At 63.5% G+C, this 16,245-nt stretch carries 13 protein-coding genes and 2 tRNA genes; 7 read left to right on the top strand and 8 right to left on the bottom strand.

Features of this window, described 5'->3' with window-relative positions:
• The first annotated feature begins 218 nt into the window (after window positions 1-218).
• The 3 genes from ugpC to rbsK are packed head-to-tail and all read left to right on the top strand — an operon-like array spanning window position 219 to window position 2,685.
• On the top strand, window positions 219-1,277 hold the full coding sequence (ugpC, locus tag EOA13_RS00135; protein WP_127288682.1) for a sn-glycerol-3-phosphate ABC transporter ATP-binding protein UgpC: 1,059 nt from the start codon (window positions 219-221) through the stop codon (window positions 1,275-1,277).
• Window positions 1,278-1,298: 21 nt separating this feature from the next.
• Entirely contained in the window at window positions 1,299-1,751 is a 453-nt protein-coding gene (locus tag EOA13_RS00130) for an RbsD/FucU family protein (protein WP_127288680.1), read from the top strand.
• Between the two features lie 4 nt (window positions 1,752-1,755).
• Window positions 1,756-2,685 (top strand): ribokinase, encoded by a 930-nt coding sequence (gene rbsK / locus EOA13_RS00125; protein WP_127288678.1) that lies wholly within the window; start codon window positions 1,756-1,758, stop codon window positions 2,683-2,685.
• Between the two features lie 128 nt (window positions 2,686-2,813).
• Here rbsK and EOA13_RS00120 read toward each other — a convergent pair.
• Window positions 2,814-2,890 (bottom strand) — tRNA-Asp (locus EOA13_RS00120).
• Window positions 2,891-3,106: 216 nt separating this feature from the next.
• On the opposite strand from EOA13_RS00120, the gene EOA13_RS00115 reads away from it, so the two are divergent.
• Window positions 3,107-3,182 (top strand) — tRNA-Val (locus EOA13_RS00115).
• A gap of 61 nt (window positions 3,183-3,243) precedes the next feature.
• On the opposite strand, the gene EOA13_RS00110 is transcribed toward EOA13_RS00115, so the two are convergent.
• The 5 genes from EOA13_RS00110 to EOA13_RS00090 all read right to left on the bottom strand — a co-directional run bounded on the left by EOA13_RS00110 (window position 3,244) and on the right by EOA13_RS00090 (window position 8,175).
• Window positions 3,244-4,014, bottom strand: coding sequence for an SDR family NAD(P)-dependent oxidoreductase (locus EOA13_RS00110; RefSeq protein WP_127288676.1), 771 nt, complete (start codon window positions 4,012-4,014; stop codon window positions 3,244-3,246).
• Window positions 4,015-4,027: 13 nt separating this feature from the next.
• Complete coding sequence (locus EOA13_RS00105; RefSeq protein WP_013532177.1) at window positions 4,028-5,023, bottom strand: ABC transporter permease; 996 nt, start codon at window positions 5,021-5,023, stop codon at window positions 4,028-4,030.
• 145 nt (window positions 5,024-5,168) lie between these two features.
• On the bottom strand, window positions 5,169-6,209 hold the full coding sequence (locus EOA13_RS00100) for a sugar ABC transporter substrate-binding protein (protein WP_127288674.1): 1,041 nt from the start codon (window positions 6,207-6,209) through the stop codon (window positions 5,169-5,171).
• A gap of 38 nt (window positions 6,210-6,247) precedes the next feature.
• The gene (locus EOA13_RS00095; protein WP_127288672.1) at window positions 6,248-7,012 is read right to left on the bottom strand and encodes an ATP-binding cassette domain-containing protein; all 765 of its coding nucleotides are present in this window, start codon (window positions 7,010-7,012) and stop codon (window positions 6,248-6,250) included.
• Window positions 7,009-8,175, bottom strand: a complete 1,167-nt coding sequence (locus EOA13_RS00090; RefSeq protein ID WP_127288670.1) for an ROK family transcriptional regulator — start codon at window positions 8,173-8,175, stop codon at window positions 7,009-7,011. The genes EOA13_RS00095 and EOA13_RS00090 overlap by 4 nt, the downstream gene beginning before the upstream one ends.
• A 223-nt stretch (window positions 8,176-8,398) precedes the next feature.
• Here EOA13_RS00090 and EOA13_RS00085 point away from each other — a divergent pair, with 223 nt between their 5' ends.
• Together EOA13_RS00085 and EOA13_RS00080 are read left to right on the top strand one after the other, a co-directional pair.
• On the top strand, window positions 8,399-9,577 hold the full coding sequence (locus EOA13_RS00085; protein WP_127288668.1) for a M24 family metallopeptidase: 1,179 nt from the start codon (window positions 8,399-8,401) through the stop codon (window positions 9,575-9,577).
• The gene (locus EOA13_RS00080) at window positions 9,564-10,793 is read left to right on the top strand and encodes an amidohydrolase (protein ID WP_127288666.1); all 1,230 of its coding nucleotides are present in this window, start codon (window positions 9,564-9,566) and stop codon (window positions 10,791-10,793) included. The genes EOA13_RS00085 and EOA13_RS00080 overlap by 14 nt, the downstream gene beginning before the upstream one ends.
• A 49-nt stretch (window positions 10,794-10,842) precedes the next feature.
• Here the strand turns inward: EOA13_RS00080 and EOA13_RS00075 are convergent, their stop codons facing one another.
• Both EOA13_RS00075 and EOA13_RS00070 read right to left on the bottom strand, forming a co-directional pair.
• A complete protein-coding gene (locus EOA13_RS00075; protein WP_127288664.1) occupies window positions 10,843-12,147 on the bottom strand; it encodes a M23 family metallopeptidase in 1,305 nt (434 codons plus the stop codon).
• Window positions 12,148-12,298: 151 nt separating this feature from the next.
• Complete coding sequence (locus EOA13_RS00070; RefSeq protein WP_127288662.1) at window positions 12,299-12,766, bottom strand: peroxiredoxin; 468 nt, start codon at window positions 12,764-12,766, stop codon at window positions 12,299-12,301.
• A gap of 95 nt (window positions 12,767-12,861) precedes the next feature.
• Here EOA13_RS00070 and EOA13_RS00065 point away from each other — a divergent pair, with 95 nt between their 5' ends.
• Window positions 12,862-16,242 carry a DUF3971 domain-containing protein gene (locus EOA13_RS00065; RefSeq protein WP_127288660.1) on the top strand — a complete coding sequence of 1,127 codons (3,381 nt, stop codon included), beginning with the start codon at window positions 12,862-12,864 and terminating at the stop codon, window positions 16,240-16,242.
• Window positions 16,243-16,245: the final 3 nt, after the last annotated feature.

Here is a 16,245-nt window from a genome sequence, read left to right as displayed (position 1 = left end):
TCCCCGGTTCGGAAACGAATTAGGCAGGACCCCACCCTGCGTCGATTGAAATTCCCTGCGGATCGGGTACCAACATTTTGACCGGCGCCTGCCACTATTCTCACAACCAAACGCCGTGTCAACGAGAGCGGGTTTTTATCTATAAGAGACCGACTTGCCCTGGCAGGTCGCGTTGGTTAGCTTCTGCGCCTACGGCCAATGGAGCCGATGGGGGAGATATGGCGCAAGTCGCGATCAGCAAGGTGGCCAAGGCCTTTGGAACGGTCAAGGTTCTGCACGAAGTCAGCGTCGATATCGCAGACGGACAGTTCGTGGTGCTGGTTGGCCCTTCGGGTTGCGGCAAGTCCACCCTGCTCAGGATGGTGGCCGGGCTGGAGACCGTCTCCGCCGGTACGATCGCCATTGGCGACCGCGTCGTCAATCATCTGCCGCCGGCCAAGCGCGACATCGCTATGGTGTTCCAGAACTATGCGCTCTATCCGCACAAGACGGTCGAGCAGAACATGGCCTTTGCGCTCAAGCTCAGGAAAACCGATCCGGCCGTGGTCGCCGAGCGGGTCAAGCGCGCCGCCGACATCCTCGACCTCAATCCCTATCTGAAGCGCTATCCCCGCCAGCTTTCCGGCGGCCAGCGCCAGCGCGTGGCCATGGGCCGCGCCATCGTGCGCAATCCGCAGGTCTTCCTGTTCGACGAGCCGCTGTCCAATCTCGACGCCAAGCTGCGTGTGCAGATGCGCACCGAGATCAAGGAACTGCACCAGCGGCTTAAGACCACCACAATCTACGTCACCCACGACCAGATCGAAGCCATGACCATGGCCGACAAGATCGTCGTCATGCGCGACGGCCGCATCGAGCAGGTCGGCGCGCCGCTCGAACTGTTCGACAGACCGGCCAACCTGTTTGTTGCCGGCTTCATCGGTTCGCCTTCGATGAATCTGCTCAAAGGAGTGATGCGCAAGGGCGACAAGCCTGGTGTCGATATCGCTGGCACGCTGTTCCCGATTGCACCAGGCAATGCCGCGCAGGACGGCCAGGCGGTCGTCTATGGCGTACGCCCGGAGCATCTCGAGATCCATCCCGATGGCGTGCCGGCGAAGATTTCGGTGGTCGAGCCGACCGGCTCGGAAACGCTGGTGTTCCTGCGCTTCGGCGAAGGCGAGATGGTGGCGCTGTTTCGCGAGCGCCACGACTTCAAGCCGGGCGACACGCTCAAGCTGAAGCCAAGGCTCGACCAGATCCATCTTTTCGACGCAGAGACCGGCAAGCGTCTCTGATCCCAACTCACGAGGAATACCATGCTCAAAGGCATCAACCCGCTGCTCAATGCCGACGTGCTGCAGGCATTGCGGGCAATGGGGCATGGCGATGATCTGATCATCGCCGACACCAATTTTCCGTCCGATTCGGTGGCGCGCCAGACCGCGCTCGGCCGCGTGCTGCGCATCGATGCCTCGGCGGCCGAGGTAGCAAAGGCGGTGCTGTCGCTCTACCCGCTGGACACGTTCGTCGACGATTCGGCCGCGCGCATGGAAATCGTCGGCAAGCCCAGCGAAATTCCGCCCGTGCAAAGCGAAGTGCAAAAGGAAGTCGACAACGCCGAGGGCAAGTCCTGGCCGATGATCGCGGTCGAGCGCTACGCCTTCTACGAGCGGGCCAAGCAGGCCTATTGTGTCATCCAGACCGGCGAGCGCCGCTTCTATGGCTGCTTCGCCTTCCGCAAGGGCGTCGTGCCGCCGGATGCGGAGTAGCGGCATGGCTTCGAGCAAGCCGGTCGTCATCCTGGGTGTGTTCGTCGCCGACACCGCCTACAGGGCGCAGCGGCAGCCGCGCATGGGCGAAACCATCCTCGGCACATCCTTCACGCTGGGGCCGGGCGGCAAGGGCTCGAACCAGGCCGTGGCCGCCGGCAAGCTCGGCGCCGACGTCACCTTCCTCACCCGGCTCGGCGTCGATCCCTTCGCCGACATGGCCAGGCAGACCTGGGCGCAGGCGGGCGTCAAGAATGCCGTCATCGATACGCCGGAAAGCTACACCGGTGCCGCCTACATCTTCGTCGAGGAGACCACCGGCAACAACGCCATCATCGTCAGCCCCGGTGCCGCGATGCTGATCTCACCAGCCGATATCGAGGCCAATGCCGGGCTGATCGGCGGTGCCGGCGTCTTTGTCACCCAACTCGAACAGCCGATCGAAGCAGCCATGCGGGCGCTGGAGATCGCGCGTGGGGCAGGGGTGACGACGATCCTCAACCCGGCCCCGGCGGCAAAGCTTCCCGACCGCATCTACACGCTGTGCGATTACCTCACACCCAACGAGACCGAGACGGAGGAACTGACCGGGATGAAGGTGTCCTCGGTCGAAGAGGCGCGGCGTGCTGCCGATAAGCTGCTTGAAAAGGGCGTCGGCACGGTCATCGTCACGCTGGGCGACAAGGGCGCGCTTTTGCACTCGAAGACCCGCTCCGACCATGTTCCAGCCGTCAGTGCCGGGCCGGTGGCCGAAACCACGGGGGCAGGCGATGCCTTCAATGGCGGCCTGGCCGCCGCGTTGTCGCGGGGCGTGGAGCCGCTGCAAGCGGTGCGCTTCGCCTGTGCCGTCGCCGGAATTTCAGTGACCCGCCCAGGCACCGCGCCGTCGATGCCGACGCTGCAGGAGGTCGAGGCGCTGCTGGCGGGAAGGTAATCTTGCGGGGCCAGACGTAGGCACAGGCTGAAAGGACCTGAGCTTCCTCAGTCTCTTGCAAGACAACATTTTTGACAATCAATGTCGACATTTCTCCGAAGCCAAGGGATTGTATCCCTTGAGAGAAATGGCGCGAGTGACGGGGCTCGAACCCGCGACCTCCGGCGTGACAGGCCGGCACTCTAACCAACTGAGCTACACCCGCGCATGGCGAACACGTGTCAGCCGTGTTCGTCGTTGGGGCGCTGGATAAGGGGTTCGCCACCGGGTGTCAAGCGTGACAGGACAGCATAACAGCAAACAGGAGAAGGTTTTTTGACAGCCGGCGTTTTGTTGGCAAAACCGGCATCCAACCGGGGCGTCCTGCGCTCATTTGGCCTTGCGAAGCCGATCCTGACCGCTTAAAGGTCCCGCCCGGAGCGGGCGATTAGCTCAGTTGGTAGAGCGCTTCGTTTACACCGAAGATGTCGGCGGTTCGAGCCCGTCATCGCCCACCATTCCATAGTCCATTCAAACTGTTGCCAGACACGGAACCGAGTCGTCTGGTTCGTGCTGCACTCACGGCGGCAACAGTCGAAAATCATTGCCCTCCGGCAGCAACTGCCCGCCATCGACGACGATGGTCGTGCCGGTGATATAACTGGCATCGTCCGAGGCGAGGAACAGGAAGGCGTTGGCGACGTCGCGCGGGCTGCCGAGGCGGCCGAGCGGAATCGAGTCCTCCATGTTCTTGATGTAAGCCGCGCCGCGATGCAGCTCGATGGCTTCGGTCAGGATGTTGCCGGGCTCGACGCCGTTGACGGTGATGCCGTAGCCGGAGAATTCCAGTGCGGCGGCGCGGATGAAGCCGTTGATGCCGGCCTTGCTGGCCGAATAGTGGCCATGGCCCGGGCTGGTGACATGCGGGCCGGTAATGGACGAGGTGTAGAGCATGCGGCCGAAGCCTTGCGCCTTCATCGGCACCAGGGCCGCGCGGCTGGCATTGAAGGTGCCGCGCAGATTGACCGCCATGACGCGGTCCCAGTCGTCGGCGCTGGTGTTCTCGATCAGCTGCCAGGGATAGATGCCGGCATTCTGCACGATGACGTCGAGGCGGCCATGGAGTTTGAGCACCAGCGCCACGGCGGCCTCGGCGTCGCTCATTTGCGAGACGTCGGTGCGGATGAAGGGGGCGCCCAGTTCGTCCGCGGTGGCTTGCCCGGCCTCGACCTCGGTGTCGGCCAGCACCAGCCTCGCGCCTTCTTCGGCAAAGCGCAGCGCGATGCCCTTGCCGATGCCGCGGGCGCTACCAATGATCAGCGCCACCTTGTCTTTCAGTCGTCCGGTCATGCGAGCCGTCCTGTCATGCGAGTCTTTGGCGGATGGTTTGCTTGAAAGCGTCGAGCAGCACGGCGGCCAGCACCAGCAGGCCATGAATGACCTGGGTGAAATTGGCCGGCAGGCCCATCAAATTGATCGCCGTGTTGATGGCCGAGAGCAAAAGCACGCCGGCATAGACGCCGGGCAGGGTGCCGACACCGCCTTTGAGGCTGACCCCGCCGATGACGACGGCGGCGAAGGCGTTGAACAGCAGGCCGACGCCCAGATTGGCGGTGGCGCCCGACGTGCGGATCGCCAGCAGCCAGCCGGCAAGGCCGGCAATGGCGCCGGCGAGAACGAAGGCGATGATGAGATTGCGGTTCACCCGGATGCCGGCGCGGAAGGTCGCCGTCTCGTTGCCGCCGATCATCACCAGATGCCGGCCGAACGGCGTCTTGGCCATGATCAGCGAAAAGACCACGAAACAGCCAACCGCGATCCAGGCGGTGAGCGGCAGGCCGACCAGGCGCTGGATGCCGAACCAACGGATGGCCGGTGCGAGGTCCTGCGCCGAGCGGCCGCCCGACACGACCAGCACGAGGCCGCGCACCCAGATGTAGGACGCCAAGGTGATGATGAAGGCGCTCATCTTCACCTTGACCACCAGATAGCCGTTGAAGGCGCCGATGAGACCGCCGACGGCCAGCGCCAGCAGCAGCGAAACCGGAACCATCAGCCATTCGGGATGCAACTGCACGCCCATGCCGATGCCCGACGAGCAAAACAGGATGCCGACCGCCATGGCGCTGAGCGCTGCGACGGATTCGACCGACAGATCCATGTGGCCGGCGATGATCACCAGCGCCAGGCCGATCGACATGACGCCGAGCACGCTGGAAGCCTCGATGATGTTGGCAAAAATGCCGAGCTGAAAGTAGTTCGGGACGAAGATGGAGAAGACCACCAGCACGAACAGCAGCATGAACCAGACGAGGTTGTCGAGAACGAACTCCAGGGCTTTGCGTGTGCGCGGGTTCATGGGCAGATCCGGTTGGCGCCCCCGCGAAATCAAATCGATTTCGTCGGATTCAGGCGCGGATTCAAATTCGCCACGGCATCCTTTCGGACGCGGCGTTGTGAAAGGGCAGGCTCCGGGCCGCTATGGCCCGGAGCGCTTTCAATGACTATTCGACCGACTTGACGGTGTCCGTCGGTGGCTTCTGGTTGCCCCAGAAGGCCGGATTGTCGACGTTTTCCTTGGTGATGGCGGCACCGGGGATCTTGATGTTCGGACCCCAGGCTTCCTTGGTCACGGCCGATTTCAAGCCGAGCACGTCGTATTCACCGGGCTTGATCTCTTGCTTCTTGACGATCTTGTCCATGAACATCGCGACAGCCGCGGCCTGCGCGTAGAGCGGCTGCTCGATTTCGGCGTTGAGCCAGCCCTTGCGGATCAGGTCGAGGCCGACCGGAGCGCCGTTCGAGCTCATCAGCATAACGTCGCCCGGCTTCTTGCCGGCTGCCTCGAGTGAGGCGACGGCGGCGACCGAAAGATGCGCGGCATGGCTGAAGATCAGGTCGATGTCGGGGTTCGCCAGCATCTGGTCGGCAACGATTGTGCCGGCATTGCTGGCTTCCCATTGCATGGCCGGAAGCGAGATGATCTTGACGTCCGGAAACGCCTTCATCTTCTCCTCGAAGCCCTTCTGGATGTCGAGCGTATAGGGATCGCCGGGATCGCCGAGCACCTGCAGCACCTTGCCCTTCACCGAGCCGTTCTTGGCTTTCAGCAGCTTCTCGGCCTGGTCCGCGGCGACGTAGCCGATCTCGACCGTTCCGGCGACAGAGGTGAAGTCGGATTGCGTCGAGGTGATCTGGCGGTCGAACTCGACCACCGGGATGCCGGCGGCGCGGGCGGCCTCGATCGACGGTTTCAGCGCATTGAAGTCAACTGCCGCCAGGATGATGGCCGCCGGCTTCAGCGCGATGACATCGTTCATCTGCGATTGCTGGGCGTCGGTCTTGTTGTCGGCGTTCAGCGTCTTCATCTCGTAGCCGGTCTGCTTCAGGAACAGTTCCAGCGCGCTCACCGAGCCGGTCTGAAACTCGTCCAGCAGGGTCGGCACCATATAGTAGACGATACCCTTGGACTGGGCGAATGCCGGCGTGAGCGTGGCAAAGGCCAGTGCCAGGATACCGAAGACAGCAAGAAGTAGTCGCTTCATGTCGTTCGCTCCTCTTAAGCCGGACCCCTCTTTGTCCCTCAGCCTGTCGGTCCGGCACCGGCAAGCGTCTCACCGGTGATCATGTTGATCACCGCATCGGGACTTGTTTTATTGCGTGCGACATCGCCGGCCACGACGCCCTGGCGGATCACCACGATCCGGTCGGCGACCTGAAAAGCCTGCTGCATGATATGGGTGATGATGACGACGCCGATGCCCTGGTTCGCCACCTGGCGGATCATGTCGAGGCCGCGCCGTGTCTGTTCGACGCCGAGGGCGGCGAACGGTTCGTCGAGCAGCACCAGCTTGCCGCCCCAATGCACGAAACGGTTGAGCTCGATGGCTTGCCGCTGGCCGCCCGAAAGGTGCTCGACATTGGCGCGCAGCGAGGGAATGCGGGTGCCGGCACTGGCCAGCGCCTTTCCGACGACGGCTTCCATGGCGCGCTCGTCGAGCACGGGAATGCCGAAAACCTTCCTGGTGATTTCGCGGCCCATGAAGAAATTGGCGACCACGTCGACATTGGTGCACAGCGACAGGTCCTGGTAGACGGTCTCGATGCCGGCTGCCTTGGCCTCGGCCGGTGATTTGGCAAGGAATTCTTTGCCCTCGAACAGCATGCGCCCGGAGGTCGGCTCCAGTCCGCCCGATATGATCTTCACCAGTGTCGATTTGCCGGCGCCGTTGTCGCCCAGCAGCGCCACGACCTCGCCCTTGCCGATCGAGAAGCTGATCCCCTTGAGCGCTTCGATCGCGCCATAGTTCTTGGTGACGTTGTCGAGGACCAGCAGGGGTTCACTCATGCCGCAATCTCCCTGCCTTTGAGAAGGTCGCGCTCGCGTTCGCGTTCGGCCGCGAACATCTGCCCGAAGCGGGGTGACAGCACCCCGGAAACCGCAAGGGCGGCGGCGCCGCGCAGCACGGAATGCTGTCCGCCGCGCGCCACCACAACCCGGGGCGTCGTGCGGTCCTTGCGGGCCGAGACGGAGTTGTGCAGGCCTCCGGCCGAACCAGCCAGCATTTCGAGCAGGTCGGTGGACGCCAGCCCGCCGAGGATGACCGTCTCCGGGTCGAACAGGTTCTCGATGACGGCGACGGCGTTGTGAAAGATCGGTGCGACTTCGGCGACCCAATCCGCCTCGCTGCCGTTCCAGCGCCGGAGTACCTCGAGCGACAAATATCTTTCGAGACAGCCGCTGTTGCCGCACGGGCAGGCCTCGCCGCCGGGAATAACGGGAATGTGCCCGATCTCGCCGGCATTTCCCCAGGCGCCGCGCAAGGCGCTGCCGTCATGAACCATGACGCCGCCAAGGCCGACACCGAAATAGAGATAGTAGTATTCGGAAAACTGGGCGCCGAGGCCGTAGAGGCGCTCGCCCATGGCGGCCGCGGCCATATCGGTTTCAAAGAAGGCCGGCAATCCGGTGGAGGCCGCCAGCCGTTCGCGCAGCGCCACATCCTTCCAGCCGGTCATGGTGGTCGGCCCCACGAAACTCATGGACTCCACGTCGAATGGGCCAGGCAGGGCCATGCCGACGCCCAGCACCCGTCCGCCAGCCCGCAGTCTGGTCAATTCCACCACCATCGCCCCGATCAGCTCGAAGGCATGGTCCGGCATCGCGTTCGGCGCCTCGCGGTAGATGCTCTCGATCACGTCGCCGCTCAGATTGATCAAGGCGGCGCTGATACCAAGCGGAGTGATGTGGATGCCGACGGCATAGCCGCCCTCGGGGTTGATCCGGAGCGTCGCTGGCGGCAGGCCGCGTCCCTTCGGCTCTTCGCGCAGCGACAGGATGTAGCCCTGATCTTCCAGTTCGCGAACGATGGTCGATACGGTCTGGACGGTGAGGCCGACGCGCCGGGCGATCTCGCCGCGCGCGATCGGCCCGTGCAGGCGGATGGACTCAAGCACGATGCGCCGGTTGTACGGCCGCCCGAACTCCTGATTGGTCCCCCGCAGTGCCATCCCTTGCGCCCCTTAGGAGAGGATAGCTTCGCACTGCTTATTTATTCAGTCAAATGGAATTCAAAAACAATTCATGGCGAGCTTTTCCAGGGGGAAGGCCGTGGAGGGCCTATTCCGTTCAGGACCTGCCCACGCCTCGTCCTGGCCGATTGCCGCCATGGTGAAACCTCTTCAATGGTGAACGAAACCCGCGACCGTTGATCTGACAAAGCATGGAGCAAAGATGATCGAATTGCCGTTTGCCCGCGACGAGTACCAACAGCGGCTTCGCAAGATCCGCACCGAGATGGCGAAGCGCGATCTCGAACTGCTGATCGTCAACGACGTTGCCAACCAGCATTACATCACCGGCTATGACGGCTGGTCGTTCTACACGCCGCAGGTGGTGCTTGTTCCAATCGAGGAGGTCGAGCCGGTCTGGATCGGGCGCGCCATGGATGCGGCCGGCGGTCTTCTGACCGCCTGGATGAAACCGGAAAACGTGGTCGGCTTTCCGGAAGATCATGTTCAGCGCGTCGATCGCCATCCGATGGACTGGATCGCAAACTGGATCGTCGCCAGGGGCTGGGGGAGCAGACATATCGGCATCGAACTCGAAGCCTATTATTTCTCCCCCAAGGCGCACGCCCGGCTTGTCGCCGGACTTCCCAACGCAAAATGGCACGATGCCGACCTGCTGGTGAACTGGATCCGCGCGGTCAAATCGGCGCCCGAGATCGCGTATTTGCGCAAGGCATCGACCCTGGCCGAAGCGGCCGTCACGCGGACCTTCGAGGTGATTGCGCCGGGTGTTCGCGAATGCGATGCCATCGCCGCCATCCAGGCGGCGCAGATTGCGGGCAGCCCGGATTTTGCCGGCGACATCACCGCGCTTCCACCGACAATCCTCGGTGGCGAGAATGCCTCGGCGCCGCACATCATGTGGAGCGACAGGCGGTTCGGGGAAAACGAGACGATCGCGCTGGAACTTGCCGGCGTCTGCCGCCGCTATGCCGCCGGCCTCGCCAGGACCATGCAGCTTGGCAAGACGCCGACAAATGTTTCGGACACGGCAAAAGCGGTGATCGAGGGCATGGATGCGGTGCTCGACGCGGTCAGGCCGGGAACATCAGCCGAAGCCGTCGAAGCCGCCTGGCGCAAGGTCATCCAGCGCTACGGACTGAAGAAGGAATCGCGCATCGGCTACTCCATCGGGGTTGCCTATCCGCCGGATTGGGGCGAGCACACGATCAGCCTCAGGCCGGGCGACAAGACCGTGCTTGAACCGGGCAATGTCGTTCATTCCATCCTCGGCATGTGGATGGACGGCTGGGGCATCGAGATCAGCGAGACCATCCTGGTCACCGAAACCGGCCATGAGACCCTGACGAAGTTCCCGCGAGAGATCCATGTCAAATCCTGAGGGTTCGGCCACGGCGGGTGGTGTTGCGAAAACCGTGACGACCGATATCGCCGCCGGAATTCTCGATCGGATGATCGAGGTCCGCCGCCATCTGCACCGCAATCCCGAGCTCTCGAACCAAGAGGCCGGCACGCAGCGTTATCTCAGGCAGATGCTGGTGGATCAGGGAATTGCCGACATTCGCGACGTCGCCGGCTTTGGCCTTGCCGTCGATATTGTCGGCACCGGCAAGCCGTCAAATCGAAAGATCGCCATTCGCGCCGACATCGATGCCTTGCCGATCGAGGAGGAGTCCGGCGTCGAGTATGCATCGACGAATCCAGGCGTGATGCATGCCTGCGGTCACGACGCCCATGCATCGATGGCTTTCGCGGTCGCCGCGCATCTTCACCAGTCGCGGGAGAGTTTTGGCGGTACCGTTCGCCTGATCTTCCAGCCGGCGGAGGAGGACGAACCGTCGGGCGGCAGGCGGGTGGTGGAAGAGGGGCTTCTCGACGATATCGACGCTGCCATCTGCGTCCACGTCGATCCGTACACACCGACCGGCAAGATCGCCGTCGGCTCCGGTCCCTACACTCTGGCCTGCGACACGTTCGATGTGGCCGTCATCGGCTCGGCGTCGCACGCGGCAAAACCGCATGAGGGTGTCGATGCGTTGGCCGTGGCTTGCTCCCTGGTGAGCGAATTGCAGAAGATCGTTTCGCGGGAGACCGACCCGTACGATCCGCTGGTGATTTCCGTGACCGCCATCAATGGCGGCAACGCCTATAATGTCACCGCCGGCAAGGTCGCGTTGAAAGGCACCATCCGCAGCGGCAGCGACGCCACCCGCGAGCGGGCCTGGCGCCGCGTTCGTACGATAGCCGATGGGGTAGCGACCAGCCACGGCGCGCGTGTCGAGGTCGACATCCACAAGGGCGAACCGGGTGTCGTCAACGATGTCGAGATGACTGAACTGATTGCCGCCAGCGCCAAGGCCTGCATCGGTGCCGACAACATCCTCAACACGCCCGGATGGACGATCGCGGACGACTTTGGCTACTACAGCGAGAAACGTCCTTCGGTCTATTTTCGGCTGGGAATCCGAAACGAGGAGATCGGATCGGTCTTTCCGCTCCATCACGCCCGGTTTCGTGTCGACGAGGCCGCGTTGAAGGTCGGTGCGGCCACCCTGGTTGCGGCAGCGACGGCGTTTCTGTCGATGGAAGCGCCTTAGTCAACCATCATGATGGTCATCGGCGCATGGGGCAGGAGCCCAGGATCGCTTACAGATACTGGGCGACCTTCTTGCCGACCGTGAGGAAGCGCAAGGGATCGATCGCTTCGCCATTGTGACGGACTTCGTAGTGCAGATGCGGGCCGGTCGAGCGGCCGCTGCTGCCGGTCTTGCCGATGACGGCGCCGGCGTCCAGTTTCTCACCGACGGTGACGTCGATCTCGCTGAGATGCCCGTAACGTGTCGCAAAGCCATTGCCGTGGTCGACTTCCACCATGCGGCCATAGCCGCCGTTCCAGCCCGCCTTGGTGACGGTGCCGGGCGCGGTGACCTTGGCGGCCATGCCGATCGGCGCCCTGAAATCCATGCCGGAATGCAGTGCCGCGGTGCCAAGGATCGGGTCGGTGCGCACGCCGAACGGGCTGGTGACGGAGTGGCCCGGCGCCGGGTTGGTCAGCGGCAGCTGGCGCGCTTCCTTCTTGAGATGGTCGAGCGCGTCAAGCGCTTCGTCCAACTCCTTGACCTTGCTGTCGAACATCATCGAACTGTCGAGCGGGATCAGCGGTCCGCCGACATCGCTGTCGCCCTTGCCGAAGTCGCTGTCGACGGGCAGTCCGGCCGCCTCGAGCGCCTGGGTGATGGCATCGGCGCTCTTGTAGGCATTGTCGGCAAGCGTGCTGATGCGGGTCAGTTGATCGCTCTCGATGGATCTCAGCGATTGGTTGATCGAAACGAAGAGCTTGTCGGCACGATCGGCGGCTGAATCGCTGGGCAGCGGATCGGAGCGGGTCGACCACAGCGAGAACGGCCTTGTGTCGCCGGCGCCGGGATCGGCGCTCAGGCTGGCGACCGCATAATTCGTCGCGGGCTCCTTGATGCTGCCGGTCACTTCGGCGCGTTTGTCCGGCTTCGCAACCGCTGCCGGATATTCGGCCGGCGCTGCGCCGACTTCGCTCTCGGCGCGTTCGAGCAGCGGGCCAAGGCGGCCGTGACGCTGGCTCAACTGGCTCTGCCGTTCAAGCAGTTCGCTGACCTTGGTTTCCATCAGCTGCTGGTCGAGTAACTGCCGGCTGGTGATACGGTCGACCTGGGCGCGAAGCGCCGAAATTCGATCTTCATAGGCTTGTTGCATGCGCGCTTGGCGCGCCGTGGTGGCGCCGATCAAATCGTCGCGCAGGACGAGATAGGAGGTGGCCATGAGGTAGCCTATGGCAATGGCGGCCAGCGCCGAGCCGATAAAGGCCGCCAGCCACGGCCGGATCGTGAAATGCCTGATCTCGTTGCCCCGGGCGATGATGACCGTATGGGGCTCCTTACGCCTGCCGAAGACTGCGGACTGACCGGTTGCGTTCACGGGACCAAGCTTTCGTTTACGACACCACGACAGCTTGACTACACATTATTAAGGTTAACAAAGGCTTGCAGCGCCGACTTGTCCGCAGGGATTGCCCGCCAGGCGTGCGCAAGGTTGTAAGGTAAACCGGGCCGGCCTCGCCGGCAAAATCTCAAAACGCACGAACGGCCTCGAGCACCTCTTCCGCATGGCCTTTGACGCGGACCTTGCGCCAAATCCTGGCGATCCGCCCGTCGCGGCCGATCAGGAACGTCGCGCGCTCGACGCCCATATACTTGCGGCCATACATCGATTTCTCGACCCACAGATGGTAGGCCTCGATCACCTTGCGCTCCTCGTCGGCGGCGAGGTCGATGGTGAGATTGTATTTCGACTTGAACTTGTCATGCTTCTTGACGGGGTCGGGCGACAGGCCGATCACCACGGCGCCGGCCTTCTCGAAGTCTGGCTTCAGCTGCGAGAAGCTGATCGCCTCCTGCGTGCAGCTTGTTGTGTCGTCCTGCGGATAGAAATAGAGCACGATGGGCTTGCCGGACGATGCGGCAAGGCTGACTGATCCGCCGCCGTCCCGCGGCAGGTCGAATTGCGGCGCGAGATCGCCTACGTCGAGGTCAGCCATACCGATGCCCTTGTTTGAGGTTACGCGCGAAGCCACACCGATATAGTGTCGGACGGGGATTCGTCCACGATCGAGTTCGTACAACGGAAAATTGCGTGGATCAGGAGCGACCGCAGCACGAGAAGATCCGGTTCAGGCGTGATGAGATCACCGACCTGGGGACCTTTCCGTCCGCCTGCCGTGTGCCGCCGCTCGGTCAGGCGTCGATCGGACGCGGTTTTCGCATTCTGTCGCGACTGTTCGCCGGTTTGGTCGCTTTCGTGCTGCTGGCCGCCATGCTCGTTTATCTGGTTGGCGCCTCCGGCATCGGAGCCGACCGGCTTCGCACCGAGGCGGAAACGGCGCTCGAGAAACTGGCGGGCGTCGATGTCAATGTCGCGGTCGGGCCTGCACGCATCACGCTCGACGGTTCGAGTTTCATCGCGCTCCAGGTCAGCGACGTCAGCTTGAAGACATCGGACGGCAAGCCGATGGCCGATGCCGGCCGCGTGCGCTTCGGCGTGCGTCTGTTCCCGCTGCTGTGGGGAGATGTGCGGCTGACCAGCGCCAGGATCTCGGATGCCCGCATCGTCGTGGCGGCGATGCCGTCCGGCGGCGACTGGACCGCCGGCCTGCGCAATGCGGACGGCCTTATCGATCCGGAGAAGCTGTCCGCCGCGGTGTTCGGAAACATCAACCACGCACTCGATGCCGTGCGGGAGGATTCGCTGCGCCGGATCGACCTTCGCAATGTCGAATTCGTGCTGCCCGAAACCGGAGCGATCAAGCTCGTCAAGATCACCGACGCCACCGTCGTGCAGTCAGGCCCGGGCGGCATGCAGTTCTCGTCCACGGCGGACATCGACGGCAGGACGGCTACCGTTGCCGCTTCCGCCTCCCGCGATATCGCGGCGCACCGCGTCAGGGCACTGGATGCGAGCGTCGATGTGGCCGATACCGGCGACATGGCGGCTGCTGCCGGCAAGCTGGGAACCGTCGCGCTGAAGCTGACGGGATCGGAAGGGTTCGGCGCTAACGCATCGCGGCTGACCGCCGCTTTGTCGTCGACGGGTTCTGTCCTCGATCTCGGCACGCGAGGACTGCTGCCGGCGGACGTCGATATCAATGCGACGCTGGTTGCGGGCAGCAACAAGATCCAGATCGACAGATTGCTGCTGAAGACCGGCCGCTCGACATTCGATTTCGCCGGGTCGATCGGGCCGAAGCCGGCAAGCGGAGCGGTGGGTGAAGAACCCTCCTATCGCTACGACCTGACCAGCGACGGGTCGTCGCTTGCGCCTTCGGAGTCGCCCGAGCCGGCGCTCACCTTCCTCGCCCGGATTGCCGGGGTCTACAATACGGTGAGCCACAAACTGGTCGCCGAGCAGATCGCGCTTCGGTCCGCCGGCTCCGGCGAGGTGCTTGGCACCGCTGCCGTGGCGTTCGTCGACGGCAAAGTGCCGGGGATCAATCTGGCATTCAACATCCACGACATGCAGGTCTCTCACGTCAAGCAGCTATGGCCGTGGTTTTCGGCGCGCAATGCCCGGCTCTGGGTGCTGGCCAATCTGTTCGGCGGCCGTGTCGTCGACGCCAACCTTCAGTTCCAGGTTGTGCCGGGCCGGCTTGGCAACGGCGTGCCGCTTTCGGCCGATGAGGTGTTCGGCCGCTTCCAGATCGAGGGATCGCGCTTCGACACCGCCGGCCGCATCCCGCCGATACGCGACGCGGTCGGTGTCGTCGGTTTCCACGGCAACGATGTCGATATCTCCCTGTCCTCGGGCACCGTCTACATGCCCAGCGGCCGCACCGTGGCGGCCAGCAACGGCACGCTGACGGTCAAGGCGGCCAACCGCCCGCCGGTCGTCGGCGCGCTCGATATCGACGTCGACGGCGAAGCGTCGGCCGTCGCCGAACTCGCATCCTACGAGCCGATCAACGCCATGCGCCATGTCGGCATCCTGCCGGAAGACCTGTCGGGAAGCGTCACCGGCCACGTCAAGGCGGATATTCCGCTGCAGTCCGGTGTCGACTCCTCGAAGCTCGATTGGCTGGTGTCGCTCGACTACAGCGGCATGTCCTTGGCCAAGCCCTTCGAGGGCCAGATCGTGACGGATGCCGACGGTTCGATCACGGTCGATCCCGAGAAGGCGGTGATCTCCGCCAAGGCGTTGCTGAACGGCATTCCGGCCGAACTCGATCTGATCGAGCCGCTCAGGGATGACGGGCCGGCGCGCAGCCGCAAGGTGGCCCTGGTGCTTGATGACAAGATCCGCGCCGCCGCCATGCCCGGCCTGAAGCCGCTGCTTGCCGGAACGGTAAAGGTGGCGATCGACAAGAACGGCGGCGGCGATCAGAACGTCTCGGCCGATCTGACCAACGCCAGGCTGGACATTCCCTGGGCCGGCTGGAGCAAGGGGGCAGGGGTTCCCGCCAAGGTCACCTTCGTCATGACCAGGTCCGGGGAGACCATGACGCTGTCCGATTTCGACCTCGACGGAAAGACGTTCTCCGTCGACGGCAGCATCGTGCTGGTCAACGGCGCCTTGTCGTCGGCGCGGTTCAGCAAGGTCACCTTGAACAGGGGCGACGACGTTGCCGTGTCGGTGAAGCGATCCGGCAAGGGCTATGCGGTCGACATATCGGGCAACGCGCTCGATGCCCGCTCGCTCATCAAGCAGTTCACCTCGGACGTCGACACGGCGACCAAGACCACCGGTTCCGACGCCATTTCCGTCAGCGCCGATGTCGACCGGCTGACCGGTTTCCACGACGAGCAATTGTCCAATCTGAAGCTCGACTACAGCGCGGCCGGCTCGCGGGTGAACGGGCTGAAGGTCAGCGCCACGGCCAGTTCAGGTGCGGCCATATCGATCAGCAACACGACCGGCGCCGGCCGGCGCACGCTCAACATGCAGTCCGCGGACGCCGGCGCCATTCTGAGGTTCCTCAACATCTACGAGCATATGGAAGGCGGAACGATCACCCTGGCGCTGGCGGGGCCGAGTGACGGATCGCTCAAGGGCAAGGTCGACACCAGCAACTTTTTCGTCGTCAACGAACCGAAACTCGCCTCCATCGTCTCGACCACGCCGGCCGGTGACAACCGCAGTCTCAACCAGGCGGTCAAAGGCAAGCTGGACACGTCGCGGGTGAAGTTCGAACGCGGTTACGCCGAGATCGACAAGGGCAGCGGCTATCTGAAACTGGCCAATGGCGTGCTGCGCGGACCGCGCATCGGGACGACGTTCCAGGGCACGCTCTACGACCAGAACAACAACATGGACATGACCGGCACATTCATGCCGGTCTATGGCCTCAATCGCATCTTCGGCGAATTGCCCATCGTTGGCGCGCTGCTCGGCAATGGCCGCGACCGTGGCCTGATCGGCGTCACCTACCGGCTCAGGGGCAATGCCAACAAGCCGCTGCTGGACATCAATCCGCTGTCGGTGATCGCGCCCGGAATATTCAGGTCGATCTTCGAGTACCGGTGATCG

Source organism: Mesorhizobium sp. M7A.F.Ca.US.011.01.1.1, from assembly GCF_003998295.1.
In the GTDB taxonomy this organism is placed as follows: Bacteria; Pseudomonadota; Alphaproteobacteria; order Rhizobiales; family Rhizobiaceae; genus Mesorhizobium.
This window is presented reverse-complemented; position numbering and strand designations above follow the sequence as displayed.